The sequence below is a fragment of the Streptomyces sp. NPDC015346 genome (genome assembly GCF_043078785.1).
In the GTDB taxonomy this organism is placed as follows: Bacteria; Actinomycetota; Actinomycetes; order Streptomycetales; family Streptomycetaceae; genus Streptomyces.
This window is the reverse complement of record NZ_JBIBTW010000002.1, coordinates 258639-285544: the sequence shown is the minus strand read 5'-3', so window position 1 is coordinate 285544 and position 26906 is coordinate 258639. Positions and strand designations below refer to the sequence as shown.

Here is a 26906-nt window from a genome sequence, read left to right as displayed (position 1 = left end):
CACCCTTCGTGTGTTTGGGGGGAGGGGGAATCCATTCCTGCGAAGGTCCGGCGGCCGTCGGGCCCGAAATCGGCCGCTGTTCTCTCGACCGTCGCAGTGCGCAAGATCAAAGCATGCGAACGGGTGACCCGGCTAATTCGGTTGACGTTTCTCGGGGGGTGAATGTGTACCTCGGATGACCGGCCGACGGCTAATTTCACCGGATGGTGACAGCTTCTCCTCAAGACGGAGTAACACTTACGGCGGGTCCGTCGCGCGGGGGGACGATAGCGGGCTGAATCGGTAAGAAATGGGCGGGTTCGGCGGAGCTGATCGAGGAAGGCCGGAGGAGGGCGTTCCGCGTTGCCCGCACAATGTGCAGGTTTTCGTCAGGTGTGGTGCGGTGACGGGGAGTGGCCGTGGCGGTGCGGGGTGCGCCCGGCGGCCTCCGTGTCAGGGGAGCGCGCACGGGTAGCCGCCCTCTGCGAGGTCCGGCCCGACGTGTCAGGAGGCGACCATGGGCAGCCCTCCGAACCTGGGGACCCCACCGAACGATCCCGTACCCCCGAGTCCTACCCCGGCGCCCGGGCCGGGTCCCGGGCCGGAGCCGGGGCCGGTGCCTGGGCCCGTGCCTGGGCCGGGCGGGCCCGATCCGGTGCCGCCCGGGCCGCCGCAGCCCGAGCCCGATCCCGAGCCGCCCCCTGCCCCACGGCCCGAACCCGGCCCGAAGCCCGGCCCCCTGCCCGGGCCCGTCCCGGCCCCCGAACCCGTCATCTGACGCGGACCCCGGAGGAAGCCGTGAAGCTGCAGTTCCTCGCCCCGCTCTACGAGCAGCCGGGCCCCGTCGCCTCCGTCTACCTCGACACCTCCCAGGACGTGGGTGACCCCGCCCGAGCCATCGACCTGCGATGGGGCCGGTTGCGGCGCGGTCTGCTCGCGCACGACGCCGACGAGCCGACCGTCGACGCCGTCGACGAGGCGATCGACGCGGACACCGAGGTGGCCGGCCGCCACGGACGGGCGATCTTCGCCGCCGGAGGGCGCCTCCTCCTGTCCGAGCGCCTGCCCGAACCGCCGGCCCGGGACAGCGCCCGGTACGGGATGCTGCCCGACGCCCTGCCCCTCGCCCTTCAGCGCGCCCCGGACATCCCGTACGCGGCCGTCGTCCTGCGCCGCACGCACGGCCACCGCGAACACGGCCACCGGGAACACGGCCACCGGGAACACGGCCCCGGCGCGGAGCCGGGCGGGGCAGAGGACGAACTGGAGCTCACGTACGAGCCCGGCAGATGGCCGACGAGCCGCGTCGCCTCCGGGCACCGGTCCCACCGTCGTATGCCGGTGCACGAGTGGCCGAAGGAGGCGGGCCGGCTCCTCACCCGGCTCACGGACGGCGTGCGCGCCGAACGCCCCGAGACGATCGTGCTCTGCGGTGACCCCTGGGCGGTCAACACCCTCATGGGACACGCCCCGCACCACCCCCACGGCCACTTCGTCAAGCTCAAGGACGGTCACGGCCGGCGACCGGAGCCCGGCCGCGCACTGCTGGAGGAGGAGCTCGGCGCCCTGTTCGCCGACCGGCTGTCCGCGCACGACACGACCCAGGTCGAGGCCTACCTCGGCCGCCGCGCCCGGCACGTCGAGCACGCCGAGGGCCTCGCGGCCACGGTCTCCGCCCTCCAGCGGGGCCAGGCCCGCACGCTGATCCTCAACGAGCCGGTGGACCTCTCCGACCCCCTGTGGGTCGGCACCGCGCCCACCCATCTCGCGCTCTCCGGCGAAGACCTGAACGCGTTCGGACTGGCGGACTACTGGGAGGAACGGACCGCCGGCGCCGCCTTGATCCGGGCGGCCGTCGGGACGCACGCCGAGTTGATCGTCGTACGCCGGAACCGGCTGGAGCTGGAGAACGGCCTGGCGGTCCTGGTGCGGTACACCGCCGCGTGAGTCCCTGCAAGCAGCGTCGGGCCCGCGGCTTCTCGCCGCGGGCCCGAGACGTCAGCTGTACGACCGTACGTGCGTGCGTCCGTCCGTTCAGTCGCCGTTCAGTCGGAGGACAGCGACTCGAGCAGGTCTCCGACCTGGGGGTCCGGCACAGCCCGCGCCACATCGGCCTGGGCGACGATCCCGACCAGGGTGTGGCCGTCGATGACGGGCAGCCGACGGACCTTGTGCTCGCTCATGGTGCGCAGGATCTCCGTGACGTCGTCGTCCGCGCCGATCGTGATCACCTCGCCCTGGGCGAGGTCGCCGGCCTGACAGGAAGCCGGGTCCTTGCCCTCGCCGAGCACCTTCACGACGATGTCGCGGTCGGTCAGCATGCCCTTGAGCCTCTCGTCCGGGCCGCAGATCGGCAGCGCTCCGACGCCCAGCTCGGTCATCTTCTTCGCGGCGTCGAGGATGGTCTCGTTCCAGCGGACGCACGTGGCGTCCGGCGTCATGATGTCGCGTGCTGTGGTCATGAGATCTCCCTGCTCGTTCTCGGCGTGTGGGGGGTGGCCCTGAGGGGCGCGTGCCCGGTCTTCCGCCGGACAATCCACCGCGAACGGAGCATGTCCGAGCCGGAGGCCTACGCGATGGCGGCGCGATGGCGGCGCGGAGGCGGCACGGAGGCGGCCGCGTACAGTGGACAGCGGCGCGGCGTGATCATGAGGAGTACGAGTTCGTGACTGCGGTGAGCCTTGAGCATGAAAACACCGTCCCCGCCGATTCCGGTGAGGTGACGCTGCTGATAGCCCGTCGGGTGGAGCCCGGCCATGAAGCCGCCTTCGAGGGGTGGGCGAAGGGCATCCTCGACAGCGCGGCGAAATTCCCCGGCCATCTCGGTTACGGGCTCTTCCGCTCCTCCGGCGGGGACGCCCCCTGGTTCCTCGTCCATCGCTTCCGCGACGCGGCGGCCTGCCGGGCCTGGCAGGAGTCGCCGGAGCGGGCGGCGTGGTTCGCCGACTGCGAGGGGCATCACCACACCGAGATCGCGCGGCGTGAACTGACCGGAATGGAGACCTGGTTCGCCAAGCCGGGCTCGACCCGGCCGGCGCCGCCGCGCTGGAAGATGGCGATCAGCGCGACCCTGGCGATCTACCCCATCTCGCTCCTCGGCGGCTACTTCCTGGTGCCCCGGCTGACCGCGCTGCCGCTGGTGCTCAGCAGCGCGGTCATCGCGTGCGTCTTCAACGTCCTGATGACGTACGTGACGATGCCGGCCGTCAGTAGGTTGTTGAAGGGATGGCTCCGCGGCTGACTACGCGCGGTGGGACGGCGCGGCCGACGCGACCCGGATCCGCTCCTCGTGGACGCGCAGGTGGAGCGTGGCCAGGTCGAGGAGGGGCGTGGCCACCGACAGGGCGCGCGCACGGTTCACCAGGTCCCCGAAGAGGTGCTCGACCTCGGTGGGCCGCCCGGCCACCAGGTCGCGGTAGAGGGAGGGGACCATCGAGGAGCCGGTCGCGGTCACGATGCCGAGCGTCGCGTCCCGTTCGGACGGCGGTACGGGACGGCCCGCCGCGGCCGCGACCGCCGCCGCCTCCGCCAGGACCGCGGGGCCCAGCTCCGTACCGCCCGGAACGGCGTTGACCTCCCCGACCGTTCCGCGCGTGAGGCTGGTCACCGCGCCGAGGGTCGTGATGAAGACCCACTTGTGCCACATCGCGGTGATCAAGTCGGCGGGTATCAGGACGTCGATCCCCGCCCCGGCCAGTACGTCCCGGATCTTCGCCACGCGGGGGGAGGGAGATCCGTCCTGCTCGCCGATCGTGAGGTGGGAGAGCGGCGCGAGACGGACGATGTCGCCCTCGTCGCTGAGGGTGGTGACGACCTTCGCCACCCCGCCGAGGACCCGGTCGGCGCCGAAGCGGGCGTTGAGGGCGTCCAGGTGGGCGAGGCCGTTGAGCAGCGGCACGATCGCCGTGTCCGGGCCGACGGCCGGCGCGATGTCGTCGATCGCCCGCTCCAGCGCGGTCGACTTCACCGAGAGGAGGACGAGGTCGTACGGCGTGTTCAGCGCGTCGGCCGTGACCAGCCGGGGCTCCAGGGACCACTCCTCTCCCCGGCCGGTGAGGCGCAGGCCGCGCTCGCGCAGCACGGCGGCGCGGCGCGGACGGACCAGGAAGGTGACGTCCTGTCCGGAGCGGGCGAGCAGGGCACCGAAGTGGCCTCCGGTGGCTCCGGCGCCGACGACCAGGATCTTCATGGGTGCGAACCTCTCTCGGGGCGTGGGGTGCGTGGGGTGCGGGGGGTACGTGGGGGGCGTGGCGTGCGGGAGGGGTCGAGCAGGGGCTGGAGCAGCCGGTGGGGGCGGGCGAGGGCCCGCGTCACCGGATCGTCGTCCTCGGTCGCCGGGGTGAGCCCGGGGCCGGGGGTGACCAGGGTGTCGCCGACCTCGACGGGTGCCCCGCAGCCGGCGCAGCGGCCGTCGTCGGCGATCGGGGCGTCGTCGGCGGCGTGGAGGAAGAGCCGGCGCGGGCCGCTCCCTGTGCCGTAGAACGTGTCGCCCCAGGCGGTGAGCGCCCGGACGGCCGGCCAGAGGGCGATGCCCTTGGGCGTCAGGCCGTAGACCTCGCGGCGTCCGGTGTCCGGTCTGCGCTCCAGGACGCCGGCCTCGGTGAGGGTGGTGAGGCGGTCGGTGAGGACGGCCCGGGGGAGGCGGAGATGCGCGGCGAACTCGCCGAAGCGGCGCACCCCGTAGAAGGCGTCCCGCACGATAAGGAGCGTCCAGCGCTCGCCGATGATCTCCATCGAGCGGGCGAGGGCGCAGCTCTGACCGCTGTAGTCGCGCGGAAGTGGCATGGCCCAGACAATAGCCCAAAGAGTTCGGTGATTGAACTGTCGGACTGTTGGACGGGGAGGCGGGGGATTAGGCTCGGCGCACGATGAAGAAGACTCCGCGGACCGGGGGAGCGCACCCCGTGGAACCCAAGGCCGACAAGGCGAGCGTGCGGCGGCACAACCTCAGCCTCGTCCTGCGGACGGTCCATGAGGCGGGCGAGACGACCCGCGCGTCGGTCGCGGCGCGCGTCGGGCTGACCCGGGCCGCCGTCTCCTCGCTCGTCGAACAGCTCCTGGAGCACGGCCTCCTGGTCGAGTCGGGCAAGACCTTCAGCGGGCAGGCGGGGCGGCCGGGAACGGTGCTCAAGGCGGCCGACACGGGTCCGGCCGGCCTCGGCGTCGAGATCAACGTCGCCTACGTCTCCGTGTGTGTCGTGGACCTGGCGGGCGCCGACCGCGTCCGCGTCACCGAACCGCTCGACAACCGCACGGCCGGGGCGGCGGAGGTCCTGGAGCGGGCCGCCCGGGTAGCGGCGGGCGTCCTCGCGAGCGCGGCCGAACACGATCTGCACCCGGTGGGCGTACGGCTCGCCCTGCCCGGCCTGGTCTCCGCCGGGACCGTGCACCAGGCCCCGAACCTCGGCTGGAACCGGGTCGAGGCCGACGGGCTGTTCGCGGCGGCGCTCGGGGGGTTGTGGGCGGAGCGGCCGGAACTGCCGGTGGCCTCGGACAACGAGGCGAACGTGGCGGCGCTCGCGGAGCTGTGGTTCGGCGGGCTCGGGGAGGTGCGCAGTTTCCTCCACCTCACGGGCGAGATCGGCGTCGGCGGTGCGATCGTCGTGAACGGCGAACTCCTGCGCGGTGCGCATGGGTTCGCCGGCGAGATCGGCCATCTGCCCGTCGACGAGAACGGTCCCCTGTGCCGCTGCGGCTCGCACGGCTGCCTCGAGCAGTACGCGGGCCAGTCGGCGCTCCTGCGGGCGGCGGGGCTCGAACCCGGGGCCGGAGTCGAAGAGTTGGCCCGCCGCGCGGACGCGGGCGAGGTGCGGGCGGTGGCGGCCGTGGAGGAGGCCGGGCGCAGACTCGGGCTCGCGCTCTCGGGCGCGGTGAACCTGCTCGATCCGGAGGCCGTCGTCCTGGGCGGGATCTACCCCCGCCTGATGTCCCGTCTGAGCCCGGCGGTGGACGCGGAACTGGCCCGCCGCGTCGTCTCCGGCCTCTGGACCCCCGCCGCCGGCCGCCTGCGCCCCGCCTCCACCTCCGCGGACGCGGCCCGCGGCGCGGCAGCCGTCGTCATCCGCGAGGTCCTCGCCGACCCCCTCACCTACACCCCCTGACACCGCACCCCCGGCAGGCCGCCACCCGCCGACGCCGGGCCACCGCAGGCCTTGCCCCGACCGCCACCCGCCGTCCGGAGGGCCGGCGCGACGCGGCGCGCCCCCGCCTCCCCCCGCGCCCCGACTCTCATCCCACTCTCACGCGGGCCTTATCCCGCCATCACCGCGCGCGCCTAGCTTCGCGCCCATGTTCTTCACCTACCTCCGGCGCGAGTTGCGCCGTCGCAGAAAGGCGGCGCTCGTCGTCGCCTCCGGGCTCGCGCTCGGGATCGCGTTGGTCATCGTGGTCAACTCCGTGGCCTCCGGCATGAAGCAGGCCCAGACCCAGGTCCTTCAGTCCCTCTACGGGCTCGGTACCGACCTCACCGTCACGAAGGCCCGTGAGGAACCCGAGGCCGGCGCGCAGGCGCAGCGGCCCAGGTTCCGGTTCGACGCCAAGGAGGGCGGCGAGGAGCAGAGCAGTGACCGGCTGATGGTCCAGGGGTTCGAGACACTCGCCGCCTCCACCGTCGCCACCGTCGCCGAGCAGGACGGCGTCGCGCAGGCCGTCGGCGGTCTGAGCCTCGTCAACCTGAAGATCGACGGGGAGTTCAAGCGGGGCGAGATCCAGCGCGGCGAGGCCGCCCCCGCCCAGCCCGGCGGCTCCGGCCCCGGCGGCTCCGGCTCCGACGGCCCGGGTACCGGCTCCGGTTCCGGCAAGAGCGACACCGTCACCGGCGGTGGCGCCGCCTTCGACGTCAATTCCTTCACCCTCTACGGAACCGACGTCACCGCCCCCGACCTCGGCCCCCTCACCACCTCCACCCTCACCAAGGGCCGCACCTTCACGACCTCCGAGACCGACGCGAAGGTCGTGGTCGTCGACAGCGCCTACGCCCAGCAGGAGGGCCTCGACGTCGGCGAGACCCTCACCGTGAAGGGCGTGACCTTCCAGATCATCGGCATCGCCACGGCCGACAGCGGCCAGGCCGCCGCCCAGGTCTATCTGCCCCTGAAGCAGGCACAGACCCTCTCCGACTCCAAGGACAAGATCACCACCGTCTATGTGCGGGCGACCGACTCGACGCGCATCGACGCCGTCAAGGGCGCCATCCAGAAGAACATCACCGGCACCACCGTCACCACCTCCGCCGATCTCGCCGAGACCGTCTCCGGCTCCCTCGACACGGCCGCCGACCTCGCCACCACCGTGGGCACGTGGCTCTCGTACGCCGTCCTCGTCGCCGCCGTCCTGGTCGCCGGGCTCCTCACCTCCGCCGCGGTGAGCCGCCGGGTGCGCGAGTTCGGCACCCTCAAGGCGCTCGGCTGGAAGAGCGGCCGAGTCACCCGGCAGGTCATGGGGGAGGCGCTCGTCAACGGCCTGATCGGCGGCGCCCTCGGGATCGCCGTGGGCCTCGCCGGCGCCTACCTCGTCACCGCCGTCAGCCCGACGCTCACCGCCGAACTCGGCTCCGGCGCCCTGACGCGAGGCGTCGGCGGCGGGGGCAGCGGCCGGGTCTTCGGCGGCCCGATGCCGACCACGGGCGGCCCCGGCGGCGTGGGCGGCAGCACCCTCGACATCGCCCTGACCGCCCCCGTGAGCGTGACCACCGTCGGCCTCGCCGTGCTCCTCGCCCTCGGCGGCGGGCTCGTCGCGGGCGGCTTCGGCGCCTGGCGCGCCTCGCGGCTCCGCCCCGCCGACGCGCTGCGCCGCGTCGAGTAACCCGAACCCTCCCCACGTACCGCAGGAGTCGCACCATGTACGAACTCATCGGCGTCACCAAGCACTACCGCAGGGGACAGCAGAGAGTCGACGCGCTCGCCGGCGTCGACCTCACCATCGGCGCGGGCGACCGGCTGGTCATCCAGGGCCCGACCGGCGGCGGCAAGTCCACGCTGCTGCAGATGCTCGGCGGACTCGACCGGCCCACCGCGGGCAGCGTCCTGCTCGACGGGATCGACCTCGCGAAACTCCCGGAGCGCCGGCTCACGACCGTCCGCAGCCAGAACATCGGCTTCGTCTTCCAGAGCTTCAACCTCATCCCCACCCTCACCGCCCAGGAGAACGTCGAGACCGCGCTCGTCCCGCTCGGCGGCAAGGCGGCCGAATGGCGCCGCCGGGCGGCCGAGGCGCTGGAGTCGGTCGGTCTCGGCGAGCGGCTCGGACATCTGCCGGCCGAGCTCTCCGGCGGCCAGCAGCAGCGCGTCGCGATCGCCCGCGCCCTGGTGAAGCGGCCCAAGGTGCTGCTCGCCGACGAGCCGACCGGCAACCTCGACGAGTCGATGCGCGACGAGATCGTGGAACTGCTCGAAGGCCTCTGGAAGGAGCACGGGCTGACCTTCGTCATGGTCACCCACGACAGCGCCATCGCCCGCCGCGCCCCCCGCGTCGCGACCATCCGCAAGGGCCGCGTCACGATCAAGGAGAAGCGCCCGGTCGAAGCCACCGCGGCCACCGAGGCCATCGAGGCCGCCGAGGCCATCGAGATCGAGGCATAGACCGCCCATCGACCCCCCGGGCTTGACATGATGTCCGCTGTCACGTCCGGCCGCACCGGCGCGGCCGTGACGACCGGATGGCGTACGCATCATGACCCGGGGGGGGTTCGTGGGAACGATCGGGACCGCGCTGAACGAGCTGAGATCCGCACAGAAGTCCGCGAAGGGCGTCTCGCTCTACTCGCGCTTCGTCAACCGCCCGGTGGGCAGGTACCTCGCCGCCGGATCGCACGCCCTGGGCCTGACGCCCAATCAAGTCACGCTCATCAGCGCCGCTTTCAGCTTCGCGGCGGTCGCCGCCACGGCGCTCGGAACGCCGTCCTGGACGCTGGGACTCCTCGTCTGGCTCGGTCTCGCGGTCGGCTACGCCTTCGACTCCGCCGACGGGCAGCTCGCCCGGCTCCGGGGCGGCGGCAGCCCGGCGGGGGAGTGGCTCGATCACGTCGTGGACTGCGCGAAGATCACCGCGCTCCACCTCGCCGTGCTGATCGCCTTCTACCGGCACCCGGAGCACTTCGGCACCACCACGGACGCCTGGCTGCTCGTCCCCCTCGGCTTCCAACTCGCCGCTGTCGTCACCTTCTTCGGCGGGCTGCTGACCGAGAAACTCAAGCCCCGCCCGGCCCCCGGCGCACCGGCCCCCGCACCCTCCACCCTGCGCGCGGTGGCCCTCCTCCCCGTCGACCACGGCGGCTTCTGCCTGGTCTTCCTGCTCCTCGGCGGCGGCGCCGTCTTCCGCTGGGCCTACACGGGGCTCGGCGCCGTCGCCGCCGTCTTCCTCGTGGCGTTCCTGGTCAAATGGTTCCGTGAACTCGCGCCGGCCCGTCGCTGACCTCGCCCACACCGGCCGTCGGCTCGGCGCCCTGCCCCAGGATGTCGAGGACGCGCCGGAGCTGCGTGCTGGACGTGTGCACGGTGTACGGGAAGTAGACGACGTCCACGCCCACCCCCGCGAAGTCCCGCTCCAGCTTCTCCCCCTTGGGCGTGCCACGCCAGTCGTCGCCCTTGAACAGCACGTCGAACCGGACCTGCTTCCACGTCTCCAGCTTGTCCGGGACGGTCTCCACGAACGCCGCGTCGACGTACTTCATGTTGCGCACGATCTCCAGGCGTTCGACCAGCGGGATCACCGGCCGACGGCCCTTGGCCAGCTCGGCCATCTCGTCCGACACCACGCCCGCGACCAGGTAGTCGCACTGGGCGCGGGCGTGCCGGAGGATGTTGAGATGTCCTATGTGGAAGAGGTCGTAGGCCCCCGGTGCGTAGCCGACGCGGTACGGCCTTCCTGCGGTCATGTGCCAAACCCCCCAGGTGCGTTCGCGCTCCCCAGCGCGAAGGACTTTCGACGATAGCGTGGACATTCCGTCGAGAGTGGGTGAACGGCTAGGGTGAGGTCCGGTTCACGAACCGGGGGGAAGGGGCGCTCGCGTGGGGGAGACGACGGCAGCCGGGGAGAGCGGCGACGGTACGCCGGTCATACGGCGGCGCCTGCTGATGGTGTCCACCAACTACGCGCCGGAACACGCCGGAATCGGTCCGTACGCCACCCAGATCGCCGAACACTGGGCGCGCCGGGGACACGAGACCCATGTCCTCGCCGGCATGCCGCACTACCCCTCCTGGTCGCTCGACCCCGCCTACGCGGGGGTCTGGCGCCGCACCGAGGAGCGCGCCGGTGTCGTCGTGCACCGCAGACGCCACACCGTCCCGCCCCGCCAAACCGCCCTGCGGCGAGCCGCGTTCGAGGCGAGCGTCCTCGTCCACGGGCTGCTCGCCCCGCCCGCCGTCGCCCGGCCGCACGCCGTCCTGGCCCAGATGCCCAGCCTCGCCGGCGGCATCATCGGCGCCCGGCTCGCCGCCCGCTGGCGCGTCCCGTACGTGCCGGTCGTCCAGGACCTGATGGGCGCGGCCGCCGCCCAGAGCGGCATCCGCGGCGGCGACCGGGCCGCGGCGCTCGCCGCCCGGGCCGAGTCCTACGCCCTTCGCGGGGCCACACTCGTCGGTGTCATCCACGAGACCTTCGTCGACAAGGTCGCCGCCCTGGGCGTCGACCCCCGCCGGATACGGCTCGTCCCCAACTGGTCGCATGTCTCCGGACCTTCGGCCTCCCGGGCCGCGACTCGCGAGCGGCTCGGCTGGGGCGAGGACGAGACCGTCGTCCTCCACTCCGGCAACATGGGCCTCAAGCAGGGGCTCGAGGTCCTGGTCGAGGCGGCCCGCCGCGACCCGAAGATCCGGATCGTGCTCCTCGGCGACGGCAACCAGCGCGCCCACCTCGCCGAACTCGGCGCGGGCATCGGCAACCTGCACTTCATGAAGCCGGTCGGCGACGACGAGTTCCCGGACGTCCTCGCCGCGGCGGACGTCCTCGCCGTCACCCAGCGCGCCTCGGTCCTCGACATGAGCGTCCCGTCCAAACTGACCTCCTACTTCGCCGCCGGACGACCCGTGGTCGCCTCCGTGGCCGCCGGGGGAGGCACCGCCCTCGAAGTGCTGCGCTCGGGCGCCGGCGTCGTCGTTCCCCCGGAAGACCCCGACGCCCTGCTCGCCGAGGTCCGTAGACTCGGAGACGATCCGGGCGCCGCCGACGCGCTCGGCGCCCAGGGGCCCCGGCACGTCGAGGCCCACCTGACCCGGGCGGCCGGACTCGCCCGGATCGACGCACTGATCGACGAGGCTCTGGGGGGTCCGGGCACGTGACGCACACGCACGTCAACGCGGTGGAGGACGACGAACCGGAGCTGCTGCGCGACCAGTTCCGCCAGCTCCTGCGCTACCGCGCGATCATCGGCGCCGGCATCGGCATCGGCCTGCTCGGCGGCGTCTGGTTCGGGGTGTCCAACGCCGACACGTACGTCGCCACCAGCCAGGTCGTCCTCCGTGCCCCCGTCAACGACCCCTTCAACCCCAGCATTTCGCAGGACAAGACCCTCAACATGGGGTCCGAACGGCAGACCGCGCTGAGCAGCAGCGTCGCCGAGCAGGCCGCGAAGAAACTCGGCTGGACCGGCACCATCGGCAAGCTCCAGAAGGACCTGCAGGTCACCAACCCGCCCCAGAGCCAGGTCCTCCAGTTCACCTACACCGCCGACACGCCCCAGGCGGCGGCCGACCGGGCCAACGCGGTCACCCGGGCCTACCTCGACCTGCGCCAGAAGCAGTGGACCGACCTGCGCGCCACCATGCTGGCGGGACAGCAGAAGCAGCTCGACGAGGTCGCCAAGAAGCACGACCAGAAGACCAAGGAACTCGACCGGATGCCCGACGGGGCGGCCCGGGACGCGGAGTACGGCGTCAAGACCAACCTGCTCAACCGGATCAACGAACTCGACGCCCGGATCAGCCAGCTCAAGGCGCTCGACATGTCACCGGGCACGGTCATCCGCACCGCGAGCGCCCCCGGCTACTCCGACGGCCCCGGTCTGCCCATGAGCCTCGGCCTCGGCGCGCTCGTCGGCGTGGCGCTCGGCCTCCTCGCCGCCTGGGTCCGGCTCGTCTTCGACCCCGCGCCGCGCTCGGCGGGCGATGTCGCCCGCGCGGTGCGCGCCCCCGTCCTCGGCACCCTGCCGCGCGGCGCCACCGACGTGCTGCTCGCGGACGAACACACCGACGCCCGGATCGCCGAGGAGTACCGCTCCGTCGCCTTCCGGCTCGCCTACGACCAGCGGTTCGCCGACCGCCGGCGGCTCCTCGTCGTCGCCCCGCGCGGCTCCAACGACGCCGCCGTCGCCGTCGCCTCGCACCTCGCCGCCTCCTTCGCCGAGACCGGCAAGGACGTCCTGCTCATCGAGGCCGACCTGCGGGCCCCCACGCTCGCCGGCCGGCTGCGCGCCCACGCGGCCACCGCGCCCCGATGGAGCAGTCCGGCGGAGCCGGAGGAGGGCGGCTGGCCCACCCGGCGCCGGCTCACCGTCGACGCGGGCGAATCCGGCTCGTTCGGCCTGGTACCGGGCGAGCGGGTACGGAACGTGGCGCGCGCCCTGACCGCCCCCCGGGTCACCCGGATGATCGCCGAGGCCGACTCGCCCAACTCCACCGTCGTCGTCCTCGCCCCGCCGGTCCTCAACTACGCGGACGCCCTCGCACTCGTCGACCGGGTCGACGGGGTGCTGATCGTCTGCGACCCGCGCGGTGTCCACCGCACCGACCTCCAGCGCATCCGCGAACTCATCGCGGGCGCCGGCGGAACGGTCCTCGGCGCCGTCGTGCACACCCCCGGCGGGCGCCGCGCCACCAAGCGGGCCGCCGCCAAGCGCTCCAGCGGCCGGCGCGGAGCGGGCGCCGGCCGAGCCCGTACGCCCTCCCAAGAAGACACCGACTCCGAGGAGTTCGCCGCCGAACCCGAGCAGATCATCCTGGGCGACGGCTCCGACACCGTGGCGCTGCGCTCGCTGCGCGCCGAGGACCTCCGCCGCGGTGACATCCGCGCGGGCGATCGGTGAGACGTGCCGTCACGGTCGCCGCCTCGGTCCTCGACCAGGCGGCGGCCAGCCTCACCAACATCGCCGTCCTGGTGATCGCGGCACGGACGTCCAGCGCGGAGGGCTTCGCCGCCTTCTCGCTGGTGTACATCACCTTCACCGTACTCCTCGGCCTCAACGTGGCCTTCGTCGGGCAGGCCGTCGTCCTGGAGAAGGGCGAGGACGACCGGGTCGGGGCGGCCGCCCGCTCCGCCGTGACGTTCACCGCCGCCGCCTCCGCGGTCGCCGCCCTGCCGCTGCTCGCCGCGGGCGTGCTCGTCGACGGCCCGACCGGCCCCGCCTTCCTCGCCCTCGGCGCGGTCCTGCCGGTCGTCCTCGTCCAGGACGGCCTGCGCTACAGCTTCTCCGCCCTGCGGCAGCCGCACCGCGCCCTGGCCGCCGACACACTCCGCCTCACCTGCGCCGTACCCGCGCTGCTGCTCCAGCCGTACGACACCTCACCGGCCCGTCTCGTTCTCGTCTGGGGCCTGTCCGCGCTGCCCGCCGCCCTCCTCGGCCTCGCCCTGCTACGGCCCTTCGTGAGGAACCGGCCCGGCGACGCCCGCCGCCACCTGCGCAAGGGACATCTCGGCCGCCGTTTCGTCGTCGAGTACGCCGTCGGCAGCGCCTCCAGCCAGCTCGCCGTCCTCGGGCTCGGACTCTTCGCCAGTCCCCTCGCCGTCGGCGCGCTGCGCGGGGCCTCCACCCTCTTCGGACCCCTGGGCACCCTGCTCACCTCGGTCAACGCCTTCGCCCCGCCGCTGCTCGGCCGGACCGGATCCCGCCGGGCGACCGTACGCGCCGCCGCCGCGCTCGGCGCCGTCCTCGCCCTCCTGGGCCTCGCCTGGGGCGCCGTGCTCTTCGCGCTCCCCGAGAGCGTCGGCCGCCAACTCCTCGGGGACACCTGGCAGTCGGCCGCCGACCTGCTGCCGGCCACCGGCAGCCAGTACGCGGTGATGGCGCTCGGCACCTGCGCCCTGGTCACGCTGCGGGTCCTCAGCCCCCGCGCCACCCTCTCCGTGCAGGTCGTCTTCTCGCTGCTGGCGGTCGTCCTGATGATCGGCGGCTACCTCGTCGCCGGCGCCGTCGGCGCCGCCTGGGGCCTCGCGGCCGGTTCCGCGCTGAAGGCCGTCGCGGCCTGGACGCGGGTGGCGCGCACCCGCCCGGCACCCGCCGCCGAGCAGGAGGACGGCCGTCAGCGCAGCGCCGCGCCCTTGTCCTGACGCCAGGTGGTGACGAGCGCGACGCAGATCAGCGCGATCGCCACCCGGCCGGAGGCCTGCAGCAGCGGGCCGCGCAGCAGGATGAAGGAGTAGCCCGCCACCAGCGGCACCACCAGCGAGATCAGGCTGCCCGGCGGCGCCCTGCGGGTGCCCCGCCGGGCGAACCTCCGGTCCATCCGCGCGGCGGCGGACCCCAGCCCCGTCATCCCCGCGGCCATCCCCACCGCACCGAAGTCGATCCACAGCTCGGCCCAGATCGGCGAGGACAGATTGGTGTTCACCGTCCCCATCCACTGCCCGACCATCACCCCCGTGTCGCGGGGCTTGCCCGGCCACACCGAACGGGGCACCGCGAAGAGCACGGACCCGGCCAGCTGACGGCCGTAGCGGTGACGGCTGCCCGAGTCCACCAGCGTGATGGTGTTGGCGAACATGCCGACCTGGTCGTAGTCCTTGAGCGCCAGCGGCTCCAGGACCGACGTCGTCTCCACCGGGCGGTAGTTCTTCTCGTCGTACCGGAAGCGGTCGGAGAACGGGAAGACGATCAGCGCCATCACCACCCCCAGGCTCAACGCCGACCGGTACATCGCGGCGCTCACCGGGAACACCGTGAACAGCAGCGAGAACATCACCGTCAGGAACCAGTACCGCGGATTCGATATCGGGTTGTTCACCACGCAGTTGAGCAGCACAAGGCCCAGGAACACCGCGATCACCATCGGGCGGCGCCGGGCGCGCCGCGAGGTGACCAGCCACCGGCAGTACACGAGCAGCGCGAAGAGCGCGGGGACCGTGCCGAAGCCGCGCAGGAAGGCCTGCCCGGCCTGCGAGTCGGCCTGCGAGATGCCCGCCTCCTCGATCCCGGCGATGATCTCCTGGCGGCTGGAGAAGAAGACCGCGGGCCCGCCCAGCTTGACGACGAACAGACCGCTGCACGCGAAGGCGAGCAGGACCAGCAGATACAGCCTGTGCCGGTGGACGAGGGCCGGGCGCTCCTCGGCCCGGTCCGAGCCGCCCGGCCGGCCCCGGGCCAGCAGCGACCCCAGATCGAACGCGGCGCAGCCGACGAGGACCAGCGCCACCGCCGCCGTCAGATCGGAACGCGGCCCCACCACCGGCGTCGGCACCCGCCCCAGGACCGCCTGCGCGAGCGGCGCCACCCCCATCGCCATGTAGACGAAGAGCCAGAACGAGCCCTGGAGCAGCTTGCGTCGGCTGGTGAGGATCATCGCCGAGAGCCTGGCCCCGGCGTACATGGTCAGCGCGATCTGGAGGTAGTACGCGGCGTCATGCGCCCCCGCGCCCGGCTGGATGGCGACCAGCAGCGGCAGGAACACGGTGAAGCCGAGGACCAGCGGGATCGACAGGGCTCGCGAGAGCAGGGTGCGCGGGGAGACCGGGGGCGCCAGCAGCAGGGGCGCGGGAGCGGAGGGACCCGGGCGCGGGTCCGGTCGCGGCCGCGTGGCCGTACCGCGTACGTCAGTCGTCATCGCGCCCCCTGGAATCCCCGGAGTTCCGGCCCCCTGGAGGTCGCGGCCCCCGCCCCCGGAACGTCACTTCGCGGCAGTCTACCGACGCCCCCCTGTCACTTCGCGTCAACCGCTAGTCTGAACGTCTCGGCGCCAGGGGAGGCGCCGATGGGGGTGAACTCATGCGGAATCTCCCGGCCTTCACACTGGCCGGCTACGACAAGGGCCGCGGCAGACTCGTGCAGGCCCTCTGGTTCGCGGTGATGAACACGGTCTTCATGGCCTGGTTCTGCCCGGCCCGGCTGCGGGTCGCGCTGCTGCGCGCCTTCGGCGCGACCATAGGCGACGGCGTGCTCGTACGGCACCGGGTCAGGATCCTGTGGCCGTGGAAACTGACCGTCGGCGACCACACCTGGATCGGGGAGGGGGCCTGGCTGCTCAACCTGGAGCCCATCACCCTCGGCGCCCATGTCTGCGTCTCCCAGGAGGCGTTGCTGTGCACCGGAGGCCACGACCACCGGGCCGCCGACTTCCGCTACCGCAACGCGCCGATCACCGTCGAGGACGGCGCCTGGATCGCGGCCCGCGCCACCGTCCTCGCCGGCGTCACCGTCGGCCGCCACGCGGTCCTCGCCGCCGGCACCACCCTCCACAAGGACCTGCCCGAACTGACCCTGCACACGGCCGACGGCCGTCGACCGGTCCCGGTGCCCGCGTGAGCGGCCTGCGCGTCCTGCACGCGGTGACCCTGCACAGCCCCACCCACGCCTTCGGCGGACCGGTCCGGGTCGCGCTCAACCTCTGCCGGGGACTGGCCGGCCGGGGGCACCGGGCGCGCCTGGTCGCCCTCGGCGACGGCTTCGGCGCCGAAGGGCTGCCCACCGAGGTCGACGGCGTGCCCGCCCGCCTCTACCAGGCACGCTCGATCCTGCCGCTCGGCTTCAGCGGCATCACCTCGCCCACGCTCCTCGCCCGGGCCGGTGCCCTGGTCGAGAACGCCGACGTGGTCCACGTCCACCTCGCCCGCGACCTGGTGACACTGCCCCTCGCGCTCGCCGCGCTGCGGGCCGGACGGCCGCTCGTGCTCCAGACGCACGGCATGGTCGACCCGAGCGAGAAGGCGCTCGCCCGGGTCCTGGACGCCGTCGCCGTACGCCGCGTCCTTCGGGGCGCCTCCGCCGTGCTCCACCTGACGGGCCGCGAACGCAGGGACCTGGAGGCGGTCCTGGGCACCGAACTGCCCCACGCGGTACGGCTGGTCAACGGCGTGCCCGCGCAGGAGCCGCGGCCCGCCCCCACCGGCCCGCCCCGCATCCTGTACGCCGCTCGTCTCCAGGCCCGCAAGCGGCCCACGGACTTCGTCGCGGCCGTCCCGGAGATCCTCCGCCACCACCCCGAGGCCCGGTTCGTGCTCGCCGGACCCGACGAGGGGGAGCGGGCGGCCGTGGACGCGCTCGTCGCCCGGCTCGGCGTGGGCGACAGGGTGAGCCTGCCCGGGCCGCTCTCGTCCGAGCGGATGCTGGAGGAGCTGCGCCGGGCGCACGTGTACGTACTGCCGTCGGTCGACGAGCCCTTCCCCATGTCCGTCCTTGAGGCGCTGTCGGTCGGCACCCCGGCCGTCGTCACCACCTCCAACGGGCTGGCCCACGACATCGAGCAGGCCGGCGCCGGACGGGTGATCACGGACGCCGCCGGCATCGCCCCGGCCGTGTCCGCGCTCCTGGACCCCGGCGCGAACGACAGCGCCTCCGCGGCGGCCCGCAAGCTGGCCACGGAGGCGTTCTCGATGGACGCCGTCCTCGACACCCTGCTCACGGTGTACGCGGACGCGCGGAAGGGTCAGGCCGGCAGCCAGGCGTAGCAGGACGTGGAGACGAACTCCACCGTCCCGGCCGGGACGGTGGCCTTCACCGGCCCCTGGGCGCCGGGCGCGGGACCCGAGGCGAGCGGCTTCCCGCCGCTGCCCAGCGCCCGCCAGGAGCACGACGGGTCGGTGGTGAGCGCGCGGTACGTCCCCGGCTTCGGCCGTGCGGTCGTACCGTCGGGGAAGCCCGTGCGCGCCGTCGCGAGGAGCGGCTTCCGCTCGGGGCAGAGATGGTTCACGGCGGCCTCGGCGTCCGGAATGTCCCCGGCGACGAGGGCGCCGACGGCCGCGTCCCTGTCCCGCTTCGCGGTGCGTTCGAGACGCTGGCAGGATTCCTGCCCGGTCTGGAGCAGCGCGGCCGGGTCCATGCTCCGGGGGACCCGCCCGCTCAGATAGGCCTTCTCGTCCGGGGTGAACGAGCCGGTGACCGGCTTCAGTTCGGCGTCCGGCACCACCGGGCCCCGGGAGGCGGACACGGATGGGGTGGGGCCGGTGGGCGCCACCTCGGCCTGCCGGTCGGGCACGGTCGCCGAACGGGAGGGACCGGCCGCCTTCGACCGGTCGGCGGCGCCGTCGCCGTCGTCCGAGGAACAGGCGGCGAGGGTGAGCAGCGCGGCGAGCACGGCCGCCGCCGCGGCCGGACCACGCCGGTGAAGGGGACCACGCATGGGGAAGCTCCTGTGGTACGTCGGACGCGGGGCCCGGCAGCCGGGCCCCGCATCCAGTTCACGAAGGGTTCGGCACACCGGTCATGGAGCGCCGAAGGTCAGCACCAGCTGCGGGGTGCCCTCCGCGGCCGCCGCCTCGGAGGACCAGAGCCACAGGGGATCGGTCCCGGTGCTGGTCAGCGCGAGGCTGTAGGACCCGCCGAGCCTGGCCGAGACCGCCGAGGTGTCCAGTGCGGCCGAGTAGACCGCCGAGCCGTCGGTGGCGCCGGTGAGCGTCCCGACCGGCTCCGGGCCGAGAGCCGGACGGGTGTCGTACGTCACCCCGTCCTCGGTCCACGCTCCGGTGACCGGCACGACCGACTGGGAGTCGACCGACCCCGCGCCGGTCATCGTGGTGGTCTTCACCGCGAGCCGGGCGCTCTTGAGGACGGTGCCGGCCGGCGCCGACGGCAGTGTGAACCGCAGGTACGACTCGTACGCCGACGTCCCGCGCACGGCCAGCGAGCTGGACGTGCCGTAATTCGTGTCGGTGGCACCGGCGTTGACGTAGGTGTCTTCCGACGCGGTGACCGTGGCGACCGAGTCGGCAGGGGCGGAGGCCAGGCTGTAGTGCTTGGCGACCTGCGCGGCGGTGAGGGCCTTCGGGTAGACGGCGGCCTCGTCGAGCTGTCCGGCGAAGAAGTTGCTCGTCGGCTTCAGCGGCCAGCCGGACAGGTTGTCCGCGCCGACGTGCCAGTAGCCCGCGTACTGCTGGTTCGTGGTGACGCCGTTGGAGCCGACCAGCTTGCCGTCGATGTAGAGCCGCATGCCCTCCGGTCCCTGCGTGCCGACCGCGTGGTGCCAGGCGCCGTTGTTGTACGAGCCCAGGGAGGTCAGCGTGCGGACCGAGCCGGAGTACACGCCGAAGACCACGTTGCCCGTGTTGGTCATGTACAGGTGCTTGTCGTAGCTGCCGCTGTTACGGGTGGTGTTGTTCCCGAAACCGATGAGCTTGCCACCGCGGTACGTCGTGGTCCTGAACCAGGTCTCGACGGTGAACGCACCGGTCGGGGTCTGCCGCCGGTCGCTGTAGATCTGCTCGTCCGTACCGTTCAGCGAGACGGCCGTGGACGCGCCGCTGACGGCGCCCGGCGTCTGGCGCAGCGCCGGGGCGTTGACGTACAGACCGCTGTTGTCGCCGTAGGAGGAGTCGGCGGCGTACGGCGTCGTCGACTCGTCGAAGCGCCAGTACAGGCTCGCGCCGTCCGCGATCACCTGAGAGGCGTACGGCTCGGGCGAGGTCGGCACCGTCACGGTCGCCGTCGCGGACAGGGAGCTGGTGTTGCCGGCGGCGTCACTCGCGGACACCCGGTAGGTGTAGGTCTGGCCGGGGGTCACGTCCGTGTCCTTGAAGGAGACCTGCGGGCGCGACCAGTGCAGCGAGTCGCCCTGAACGGTCGCGACGGGGCTCGCCGCGCCGTTGCGGTAGACCTTGTACGTCAGCTTCGAGTCGTCCAGATCGAGGCTGGAGCGCCACCGGACCTGCACCGCGTTCGGCGTGACGGCCGCGGCGCTCGCCACGGGCACGGTCGGCGCGCCGGTGTCGGGGCCGGAGGCGAAGCGGGTCAGACCCTGCGCAGGGGCGCCGTTGACCGTGGTGAACTCGCCGCCCACCCACAGGTACTTGGTGGTGCCGGTGCCCGAGATCGTCATCACCCGCGGGCCGATGCCCTCGACCTCCGGCGGGGCGCCGCCGTCGTTGGTGTCCGGGAACCAGCCGAGCTTGCCCGTCGAGGTGGTCGGCTGGGCGAGCAGGTGGTAGCGGCGTCCGTCGGGGAACTCGCCGACGCTGGAGCAGTCGTGGGCGTGGGAGGCGCTGTAGAGCACCCCCTGGTAGGAACGGACCGCCTGGGTCGCGCCGAGGCAGGTGTCGCGCCAGCGCTGCTCGAAGTCGAGGTTCATGGCTATGCGGCCGTCGAAGACGCCGCCGCCGGTGCCCTCGTTGGCGGTGTAGAAGCCGGTGGCGTCGGTCTCGATGTCCTTGACGACGGAGTTCTGGTGGATCCAGCCGTTGGGATAGGCCCTGGTCACGGCGCCGGTCGTGGCGTTCACGACCGCCAGGGCGTGCGAGTTCGACCCGTTGACGGTGAAGAAGTCGCCGCCGAGCACGACGTGCCGCCCGTCCGGCGTCACCTCGATGGCCCGGCCCGGCTCGTCCGCGTTGGCGGTGAACGGCAGCAGGTCACCGGCGGTGGTGAGGGCGGCGAACCGCTGGCGGGTCTGGCCCTCGACGGTGCCGAAGTCGCCGGCCGCGTAGATCGTGGTGTCGGTGACGGCGAGCGCCCGCACGGTGGCGGGGAAGCTCGGGGTGAAGTTCGCCCTCGGGGCGCAGGTGGCGATGTCGATCGCGGCGAGGCTGGAGACCGGGGTGCCGTTGACCGCGCCGAAGTAACCCCCCGCGTACAGCGTCTTCTTGTCCGGCGAGACCACCAGGGTCCGCACGGTCGCGGTGCCGCTGCCGACGGTGAAGGAGAGGGTGCAGTCGGTGGGCGCACCCGTCGCCGTGTTCAGCGCGGCGAAGTTGACGGCGGTCTTCGGCGTGCCGGCGGCGCCCTCGGGCGGGCGGACCGCCGAGAAGGTGCCGCCCACGAAGACGGTGTCGTTCGCCTCGGCCAGTGCCCAGACGATGCCGTTGGTCTGCCAGGTCGGCAGATCGTCCGCGGTGAAGGCCACCGGCGGCGTGAGCGCCGCGGCCGTCGGGGCCAGCGAGCCTCCGGCTCCGGCCGCGACGGTCAGGACGAGGGCAGCCGTGAGCCCCCAGGATCTACGCATGTTCCCCCCAGGCGTGATAGCCCAGTCAATTGTGGCGTGAAGTGGTGCAAGTGCCATTGATGGTTGCGAACTTTACGACCAAGCGGCGCGCAGGGCAGGGCACTTGACCAATTCGGTACTGTCCCGCCGTGATTCAGCGGTCGATGCGTACGGTGGCGCCCGTCAACTGGTCCTCGACGAGGCGGACATCGGCGTCCACCATGATCCGCGCCAGCTCCTCCACCTGGACGGTGGGCGTCCAGCCGAGAAGATCGCGGGCCTTGCTCGCGTCGCCGATCAGCGCGTCGACTTCGCTGGGACGCTCGTACTTCGGGTCGTAGCGCACATACCGCGACCAGTCGAGCCCCGCGTGGGAGAAGGCCGTCTCCAGGAACTGCCGTACGGTCGCGGGGACTCCGGTCGCCACCACGTAGTCCGTCGCCTCGTCCTGCTGGAGCATCCGCCACATGGCGTCGACGTATTCGGGGGCGTAACCCCAGTCGCGTACGGCGTCGAGGTTGCCCATGTAGAGCCGGTCCTGCAGCCCCGCCTTGATCCGGGCGACGGCCCGGGTCACCTTGCGGGTCACGAAGGTCTCGCCGCGGCGCGGCGACTCGTGGTTGAACAGGATCCCGTTGACGGCGAACATGCCGTACGCCTCGCGGTAGTTGACCGTCGTCCAGTACGCGAAGACCTTGGCGGCCCCGTACGGGCTGCGCGGGTGGAACGGGGTCCGCTCGTTCTGCGGCGGCGGGGTCGCGCCGAACATCTCGGAGGAGGATGCCTGGTAGATCCGGGTGTCGATGCCGCTCGCCCGGATCGCCTCCAGGAGGCGCAGAGCGCCGAGGCCCGTCACGTCGCCGGTGTACAGCGGCGCGTCGAAGGAGACCCGCACATGGGACTGCGCGCCGAGGTTGTAGACCTCGTCCGGGCGTATGTCCCGGAGCAGGTTCACCAGCGCCACCCCGTCCGAGAGGTCCGCGTGGTGCAGCACGAACGACCGGTTCGCCTGCTGCGGATCCTGGTAGATGTGGTCGATCCGCTCGGTGTTGAAGCTGGACGAGCGGCGGACGAGGCCGTGGACCGTGTAGCCCTTGGACATCAGCAGTTCGGCCAGGTACGAGCCGTCCTGACCGGTGACGCCGGTGATGAGTGCGGTCTTGCTCATGCGTGGTGCCCCTCCCGGACGGGCCGGCCCCCAGCCGGTCCGCCATTTCTTGCGGATATTCCGAAACCTGCTGTTCTGAGACGATCCGGGAGAGAATTCCGGATCTGGTGTGCTGTGCTCCCCGGCGGCCTGGCATGATCCGGGCCATGACTGACTCCACGACCGAATCCACGCCCGCATTCACGTCCGCATCCACGTCCGAGTCCAGGACCGACGTGACGCACACGCCGTCGCATCTGCCCGACGGGGCGCGGATATTCGTCGCGGGACACCGTGGACTCGTCGGCTCCGCGATCGCCCGCCGACTGGCCGGGGACGGGCACGAGGTGATCACCCGGACCCGCGCCGAGCTCGACCTGAGGGACGCGGCGCGGACCGCCGCGTTCCTCGCCGAGACCCGCCCCGACGCCGTGGTGCTCGCCGCCGCCAAGGTCGGCGGGATCATGGCGAACAGCACCTACCCCGTGCAGTTCCTGGAGGAGAACCTCCAGATCCAACTCAGCGTCGTGGCCGGAGCCCACGCGGCGGGCGTCGGACGGCTGCTCTTCCTCGGCTCGTCCTGCATCTACCCCCGGCTCGCGCCCCAGCCCATCACCGAGGACGCGCTCCTGACCGGCCCGCTCGAACCGACCAACGAGGCCTACGCGCTGGCCAAGATCGCCGGCATCGTGCAGGTCCAGTCGTACCGGAAGCAGTACGGCGCGGCCTACATCTCCGCCATGCCGACCAATCTCTACGGTCCCGGCGACAACTTCGACCTGGAGAGCTCGCACGTCCTCCCGGCGCTGATCCGCCGCTTCCACGAGGCCCGCGAGGAGGGGCGCGAGGAGATCACCCTCTGGGGCTCCGGCACCCCGCGCAGGGAGTTCCTGCACGTGGACGACCTCGCCGCCGCCTGCGCCGTCCTGCTGCGGAGCTACGACGGCGACGAGCCGGTCAACATCGGCTGCGGCGAGGATCTCACCATCGGCGAACTCGCCCGGACCATCGCCGACGTGACCGGCTATCAGGGCCGCATCGCCTGGGACACGAGCAAGCCCGACGGCACCCCCCGCAAGCTCCTCGACGTGTCCCGGCTGACCGGCCTCGGCTGGAAGCCCGCCGTCCCACTGAGGGACGGCATCGCCTCGACCTACGCCTGGTGGCGGAAACAGGGCTGACGTCATGCGGCGGCCCGTCAGTACGCTCCGCGACCGTCGACGACGGCGCGGAACGTACGGGCCATGACATCGACGTCGCTGGTGAACGACCAGTTGTCGACGTAGTGCAGATCCAGCTCCACCGTCTCGTCCCACGACAGGTCCGAACGGCCGCTGATCTGCCACAGACCGGTCATCCCGGGGCGCACCGAGAGCCGGCGCAGCTCCACGTCCCCGTACCGGGCCACCTCCTCCGGAAGCGGCGGGCGCGGCCCGACCAGGGACATCGACCCCAGCAACACGTTGATCAGCTGGGGCAGTTCGTCCAGCGAGGTGCGCCGCAGCAGCCGGCCGACCCGGGTCACCCGCGGATCGCGCCGCATCTTGAACATCAGGCCGTCGTGCTCGTTGGCCTGGGACAGCTCCGCCTTGCGGGCGTCCGCGTCCAGGTACATCGTGCGGAACTTCCACATCACGAACGGGGCGCGATCCTGCCCGATCCGTACCTGCCGGTAGAACACCGGTCCGGGCGAGGTCAGCCGCACCGCGACGCCGATCGCCAGGAAGAGCGGCGCGAGGACGACCAGGCCGAGCGCCGCGCCCGCCCGGTCCATCACGGACTTCAGCACCTGCTGCACCCCGTCGCGGACCGGCGGAGCGATCCGGAGCATCGCCATTCCGGCGGCGGAGATGGTCTCCAGTCGCTTCACGGCGCACTCCACCAGGCCTGGCGCCAGGGCGAGTTCGGTCCCGGCGTCGTGCAGGCCCCAGGAGAGCCGGCGCAGCCGCTCACCGGCCATCAGGGCGCCGGCCGCGACCAGGACGACATCCGCCTCCAGTTCGCGGGCCGCCGCCAGGACAGGCGTGGTGTCCCCGTCGGCGGCGTCCGGCATCGAGGCACCGAGCCGGGCGGCCACCGGCGCCCCGGTACGGACCGGCCCGTCGCCGATCGCGACGACACCGACCACGACGTACGGGTGCTCGGTGCGCCGGGCCAGATGCTCGGCGACATCGGCGGCCGCCGTGGGCTCACCGAGGACCAGGACGCGGGTGACCACCTGCGCCTCCCGGCGGGCCGCCACGAGGTGATGCCACGTCAGCTTGGTGCAGGTCAGGGTCAGTACGGGTGCCGGCAGCAGCGCCGCCAGGCAGAGCAGAGCGGGATGGTGCAGATCGGCGGCCGCGCGCAGGACGGCCAGCACGCCGAGCAGGATCAGCCAGTCGTGCAGGACGGGCAGACTTCCCCGCGACTCCCCGAGCTCGCGGCGGGAGTACCGACGGCGCAGCGCCCGTACGCCGGCCCAGGAGAGGGCCGCGACGACCGCGCCGGTGAAGGCGTACGGCTGACGCTCGGTGTGCAGGACGAGCGCCGTGGGCAGCCCCACGCCGAGCAGGTCGACGCTCAGCGCGAGGACCGGATACCAGCCTGCCTTGGCGCGCGGATGAGGAGGAGCCGGTGGTGAACCGGTCCTCGTTCCAGCGGACTTGGTCTCAGTTGTGCGGACATGCCACATGTACCCCCCAGGCACGTGTCGACGTTCGCCACCCCGTCATCGATCCCCTAGTTCGATGAACAAGCGTCGCAACGCGGAACAGTACGACAAACACACGCACCTCCGCTGCTGTTCACGCGAAGGACTCCAGAAGGTGTTGGCGCGTTCATCTCGTGACATCGCGGTCGCCGGCGGAACCGGCCGATCGGGTGACACGTCCCCGGAAGGGGAGTCGACGCACGTGGGACCACGCGAGGAGGTACCGCGAAGTGTCCCGGAGAGTACGGGAGGCGGCGGGCGTTTCGGCCGTCACTGTGGCGCAAAGCACAACGCCGCTCGGAGGGCGCGGGGGCGCACGCCTATGCGGGTTGTTGTCGCGCCGTCCCGGATCGGCTGTACTACTGGCAGCCCCCGCCCAGGGGGCCGTGGAGGTCCGCTGCGGGCACGTCGGTGCCTCGGCACTTCGGTACACCTCGACCGGCCGGAAGGACGCCCATGGCGGACATCACCGCACCACCGCCGCAGCCCTCCGGGCGGCCACGGCGCGCGCGGTCCCACCGGGCGTCCGGGCGCCGTCGGCTCCTACCGGGAGTCGTGCTGGGCGCCCTGCTCCTCGGCGCCTGGGCCGGCATCGGCACCGCCGACGCCCTCCGCGGCGGCGCCCCCGCACAGCCGGCGGCGCCACCGGAGGCGTACAGCACGGCCCTGCCCTTCGACCTGCCGGACACCGCCGAGCTGCGACGCTCCCCGAAGCTGGTCTTCGCCCACTACTTCACGCCGTACCCGCTCTCCCTCGACAACCAGCCGGCCGCCCAGGACTATTACAGTCGCAACTACCTGACCCCGGACGGCGAGAAGGGCAGGCACCGCGCCTACGGCGGTCTCCTGCGTGACCGGCCGCTGCCCGCCGCACCCGGGACCGGCGACTGGGAACTGGCCCATCTGCGCCAGGAGGTCCGCACCGCACGCGACGCCGGCCTCGACGGCTTCACCCTCGACCTGCTCTCCCTCGCCGGCCGCAACCGGGACCGCGCCGACCTGCTGATGCGCGCCGCGCACGAGGAGGACCCGGGCTTCCGCATCCAGCTCATGCCCGACATGACCTCACTGACCACCACCCCGGCCGCCCTGGCCGATTCGCTCGCGCAACTGGCCCGCCACCCCTCGGCCCACCGGCTTCCCGACGGCCGCCTCGTCGTCTCGCCGTTCAAGGCCGAGGAGAAGGACCCCGCCTGGTGGCAGCGGATGATGGGAGAACTGGAGACCCGGCACGGCATCCGCACCGCGCTCGTCCCCCTCTTCCTCGACTTCACCCCGGAGCGGGAGCGGTACGCGGCGATCAGTCACGGACTCTCCGAGTGGGGTGCCCGCAGCGCCAACCGTCAGGACGGCGCCACGGCCGACGCCGCCCGGGCCCACCGGCTCGGAAAGATCTGGATGCAACCGGTCTCCGTGCAGGACGCCCGCCCCAACCAGGGGATCTTCGACGAGGCGGGCAACACCGAGACGCTGCGGGCGGCCTGGGAAGCGGCCATCGGCTCCGGCGCCGACTGGGTCCAGCTCACCACCTGGAACGACTACTCCGAAGGCACCCACTTCGCGCCCTCGCTCCACAACGGGTACGCCTACCTGGACCTCTCCTCCTACTACCTGACCCGGTTCAAGACCGGCGCCTGGCCCCGGATCGTGCGCGACACGCTGTACCTGACCTCCCGCGTCCAGTTCGTCGACGACACACCGCCCGCCACACTCCAGCCCCGCGTCATAAAGCCCCGCCCGGGCACGGCGACCCCACGGGACACGGTGGAGGTGCTCAGCTTCCTCACGGCGCCTGCGAGCGTCCGCACCACGACCGGCGGCACGCGGGGCGACCACCGCGCACCGGCCGGTGTCCACGCGCGCCTGCTGCCACTGCGCACCGGCCACAGCTCGGCGACGGTGGTCCGGGACGGGGAGACCACCACCACGGTCACGAGCCGCTACCCGGTGCGCCGCCCGGTCGACAAGCAGGACCTCCAGTACTACGCCGTGACGAGCGGCCGCTCGCAGCGCTAGCTTTGGGCCCGTTGTCAGT

General features: G+C 72.6%; 22 protein-coding genes. 13 read left to right on the top strand and 9 right to left on the bottom strand.

Features of this window, described 5'->3' with window-relative positions; all coding sequences use genetic code 11:
- Window positions 1-777 precede the first annotated feature (777 nt).
- Window positions 778-1926, top strand: coding sequence for a hypothetical protein (locus ACF06X_RS07285; protein WP_392286233.1), 1149 nt, complete (start codon window positions 778-780; stop codon window positions 1924-1926).
- A gap of 98 nt (window positions 1927-2024) precedes the next feature.
- Here ACF06X_RS07285 and ACF06X_RS07280 read toward each other — a convergent pair whose 3' ends face one another.
- Complete coding sequence (locus ACF06X_RS07280; protein WP_392286232.1) at window positions 2025-2441, bottom strand: CBS domain-containing protein; 417 nt, start codon at window positions 2439-2441, stop codon at window positions 2025-2027.
- Between the two features lie 203 nt (window positions 2442-2644).
- Here ACF06X_RS07280 and ACF06X_RS07275 point away from each other — a divergent pair, with 203 nt between their 5' ends.
- Window positions 2645-3220: an antibiotic biosynthesis monooxygenase gene (locus tag ACF06X_RS07275; RefSeq protein WP_392286231.1), complete on the top strand. Its 576-nt coding sequence runs from the start codon at window positions 2645-2647 to the stop codon at window positions 3218-3220.
- On the opposite strand, the gene ACF06X_RS07270 is transcribed toward ACF06X_RS07275, so the two are convergent.
- Window positions 3221-4168, bottom strand: coding sequence for a ketopantoate reductase family protein (locus ACF06X_RS07270; protein WP_392286230.1), 948 nt, complete (start codon window positions 4166-4168; stop codon window positions 3221-3223).
- Window positions 4165-4764, bottom strand: a complete 600-nt coding sequence (locus ACF06X_RS07265; protein ID WP_392286229.1) for a winged helix-turn-helix transcriptional regulator — start codon at window positions 4762-4764, stop codon at window positions 4165-4167. The genes ACF06X_RS07270 and ACF06X_RS07265 overlap by 4 nt, the downstream gene beginning before the upstream one ends.
- Window positions 4765-4847: 83 nt before the next feature.
- Here ACF06X_RS07265 and ACF06X_RS07260 point away from each other — a divergent pair, with 83 nt between their 5' ends.
- The 4 genes from ACF06X_RS07260 (at window position 4848) to ACF06X_RS07245 (ending at window position 9390) form a co-directional block, all read left to right on the top strand.
- Window positions 4848-6080: an ROK family protein gene (locus tag ACF06X_RS07260; protein WP_392286228.1), complete on the top strand. Its 1233-nt coding sequence runs from the start codon at window positions 4848-4850 to the stop codon at window positions 6078-6080.
- A 187-nt stretch (window positions 6081-6267) separates the two neighbouring features.
- Window positions 6268-7782: an ABC transporter permease gene (locus ACF06X_RS07255; protein ID WP_392286227.1), complete on the top strand. Its 1515-nt coding sequence runs from the start codon at window positions 6268-6270 to the stop codon at window positions 7780-7782.
- A gap of 35 nt (window positions 7783-7817) precedes the next feature.
- Window positions 7818-8558: an ABC transporter ATP-binding protein gene (locus tag ACF06X_RS07250; protein ID WP_392286226.1), complete on the top strand. Its 741-nt coding sequence runs from the start codon at window positions 7818-7820 to the stop codon at window positions 8556-8558.
- Window positions 8559-8667: 109 nt separating this feature from the next.
- Window positions 8668-9390: a CDP-alcohol phosphatidyltransferase family protein gene (locus tag ACF06X_RS07245; protein WP_392286225.1), complete on the top strand. Its 723-nt coding sequence runs from the start codon at window positions 8668-8670 to the stop codon at window positions 9388-9390.
- On the opposite strand, the gene ACF06X_RS07240 is transcribed toward ACF06X_RS07245, so the two are convergent.
- Entirely contained in the window at window positions 9353-9853 is a 501-nt protein-coding gene (locus tag ACF06X_RS07240; RefSeq protein ID WP_392286224.1) for an adenylyltransferase/cytidyltransferase family protein, read from the bottom strand. The two genes, ACF06X_RS07245 and ACF06X_RS07240, sit on opposite strands and share 38 nt — an antisense overlap.
- Window positions 9854-10052: 199 nt before the next feature.
- Between ACF06X_RS07240 and ACF06X_RS07235 the strand changes: the two genes are divergently transcribed.
- The 3 genes from ACF06X_RS07235 to ACF06X_RS07225 are packed head-to-tail and all read left to right on the top strand — an operon-like array spanning window position 10053 to window position 14241.
- The gene (locus ACF06X_RS07235) at window positions 10053-11258 is read left to right on the top strand and encodes a glycosyltransferase family 4 protein (protein WP_392286876.1); all 1206 of its coding nucleotides are present in this window, start codon (window positions 10053-10055) and stop codon (window positions 11256-11258) included.
- A complete protein-coding gene (locus tag ACF06X_RS07230) occupies window positions 11255-13000 on the top strand; it encodes a lipopolysaccharide biosynthesis protein (RefSeq protein WP_392286223.1) in 1746 nt (581 codons plus the stop codon). Before ACF06X_RS07235 ends, ACF06X_RS07230 begins: the two co-directional genes overlap by 4 nt.
- A complete protein-coding gene (locus ACF06X_RS07225; RefSeq protein ID WP_392286222.1) occupies window positions 12997-14241 on the top strand; it encodes a hypothetical protein in 1245 nt (414 codons plus the stop codon). The genes ACF06X_RS07230 and ACF06X_RS07225 overlap by 4 nt, the downstream gene beginning before the upstream one ends.
- On the opposite strand, the gene ACF06X_RS07220 is transcribed toward ACF06X_RS07225, so the two are convergent.
- Window positions 14214-15731, bottom strand: a complete 1518-nt coding sequence (locus tag ACF06X_RS07220) for a hypothetical protein (RefSeq protein ID WP_392286221.1) — start codon at window positions 15729-15731, stop codon at window positions 14214-14216. The genes ACF06X_RS07225 and ACF06X_RS07220 overlap by 28 nt on opposite strands.
- Window positions 15732-15892: 161 nt before the next feature.
- On the opposite strand from ACF06X_RS07220, the gene ACF06X_RS07215 reads away from it, so the two are divergent.
- On the top strand, window positions 15893-16429 hold the full coding sequence (locus ACF06X_RS07215) for a WcaF family extracellular polysaccharide biosynthesis acetyltransferase (protein WP_392286220.1): 537 nt from the start codon (window positions 15893-15895) through the stop codon (window positions 16427-16429).
- A 5-nt stretch (window positions 16430-16434) separates the two neighbouring features.
- Entirely contained in the window at window positions 16435-17571 is a 1137-nt protein-coding gene (locus ACF06X_RS07210; protein WP_392286875.1) for a glycosyltransferase, read from the top strand.
- On the opposite strand, the gene ACF06X_RS07205 is transcribed toward ACF06X_RS07210, so the two are convergent.
- From ACF06X_RS07205 to gmd, 3 genes are all read right to left on the bottom strand, one after another.
- On the bottom strand, window positions 17550-18242 hold the full coding sequence (locus ACF06X_RS07205) for a hypothetical protein (RefSeq protein ID WP_392286219.1): 693 nt from the start codon (window positions 18240-18242) through the stop codon (window positions 17550-17552). The two genes, ACF06X_RS07210 and ACF06X_RS07205, sit on opposite strands and share 22 nt — an antisense overlap.
- A gap of 81 nt (window positions 18243-18323) precedes the next feature.
- Window positions 18324-21053, bottom strand: coding sequence for a LamG-like jellyroll fold domain-containing protein (locus ACF06X_RS07200; protein ID WP_392286218.1), 2730 nt, complete (start codon window positions 21051-21053; stop codon window positions 18324-18326).
- Window positions 21054-21186: 133 nt separating this feature from the next.
- Entirely contained in the window at window positions 21187-22200 is a 1014-nt protein-coding gene (gene gmd / locus ACF06X_RS07195) for a GDP-mannose 4,6-dehydratase (RefSeq protein ID WP_392286217.1), read from the bottom strand.
- A 146-nt stretch (window positions 22201-22346) separates the two neighbouring features.
- Here gmd and ACF06X_RS07190 point away from each other — a divergent pair, with 146 nt between their 5' ends.
- Complete coding sequence (locus ACF06X_RS07190; protein ID WP_392286216.1) at window positions 22347-23360, top strand: GDP-L-fucose synthase family protein; 1014 nt, start codon at window positions 22347-22349, stop codon at window positions 23358-23360.
- Between the two features lie 17 nt (window positions 23361-23377).
- Here ACF06X_RS07190 and ACF06X_RS07185 read toward each other — a convergent pair whose 3' ends face one another.
- On the bottom strand, window positions 23378-24724 hold the full coding sequence (locus ACF06X_RS07185; protein ID WP_392286215.1) for a sugar transferase: 1347 nt from the start codon (window positions 24722-24724) through the stop codon (window positions 23378-23380).
- Between the two features lie 603 nt (window positions 24725-25327).
- Here ACF06X_RS07185 and ACF06X_RS07180 point away from each other — a divergent pair.
- Window positions 25328-26887 carry a glycoside hydrolase family 71 protein gene (locus ACF06X_RS07180; RefSeq protein ID WP_392286214.1) on the top strand — a complete coding sequence of 520 codons (1560 nt, stop codon included), beginning with the start codon at window positions 25328-25330 and terminating at the stop codon, window positions 26885-26887.
- Window positions 26888-26906: the final 19 nt, after the last annotated feature.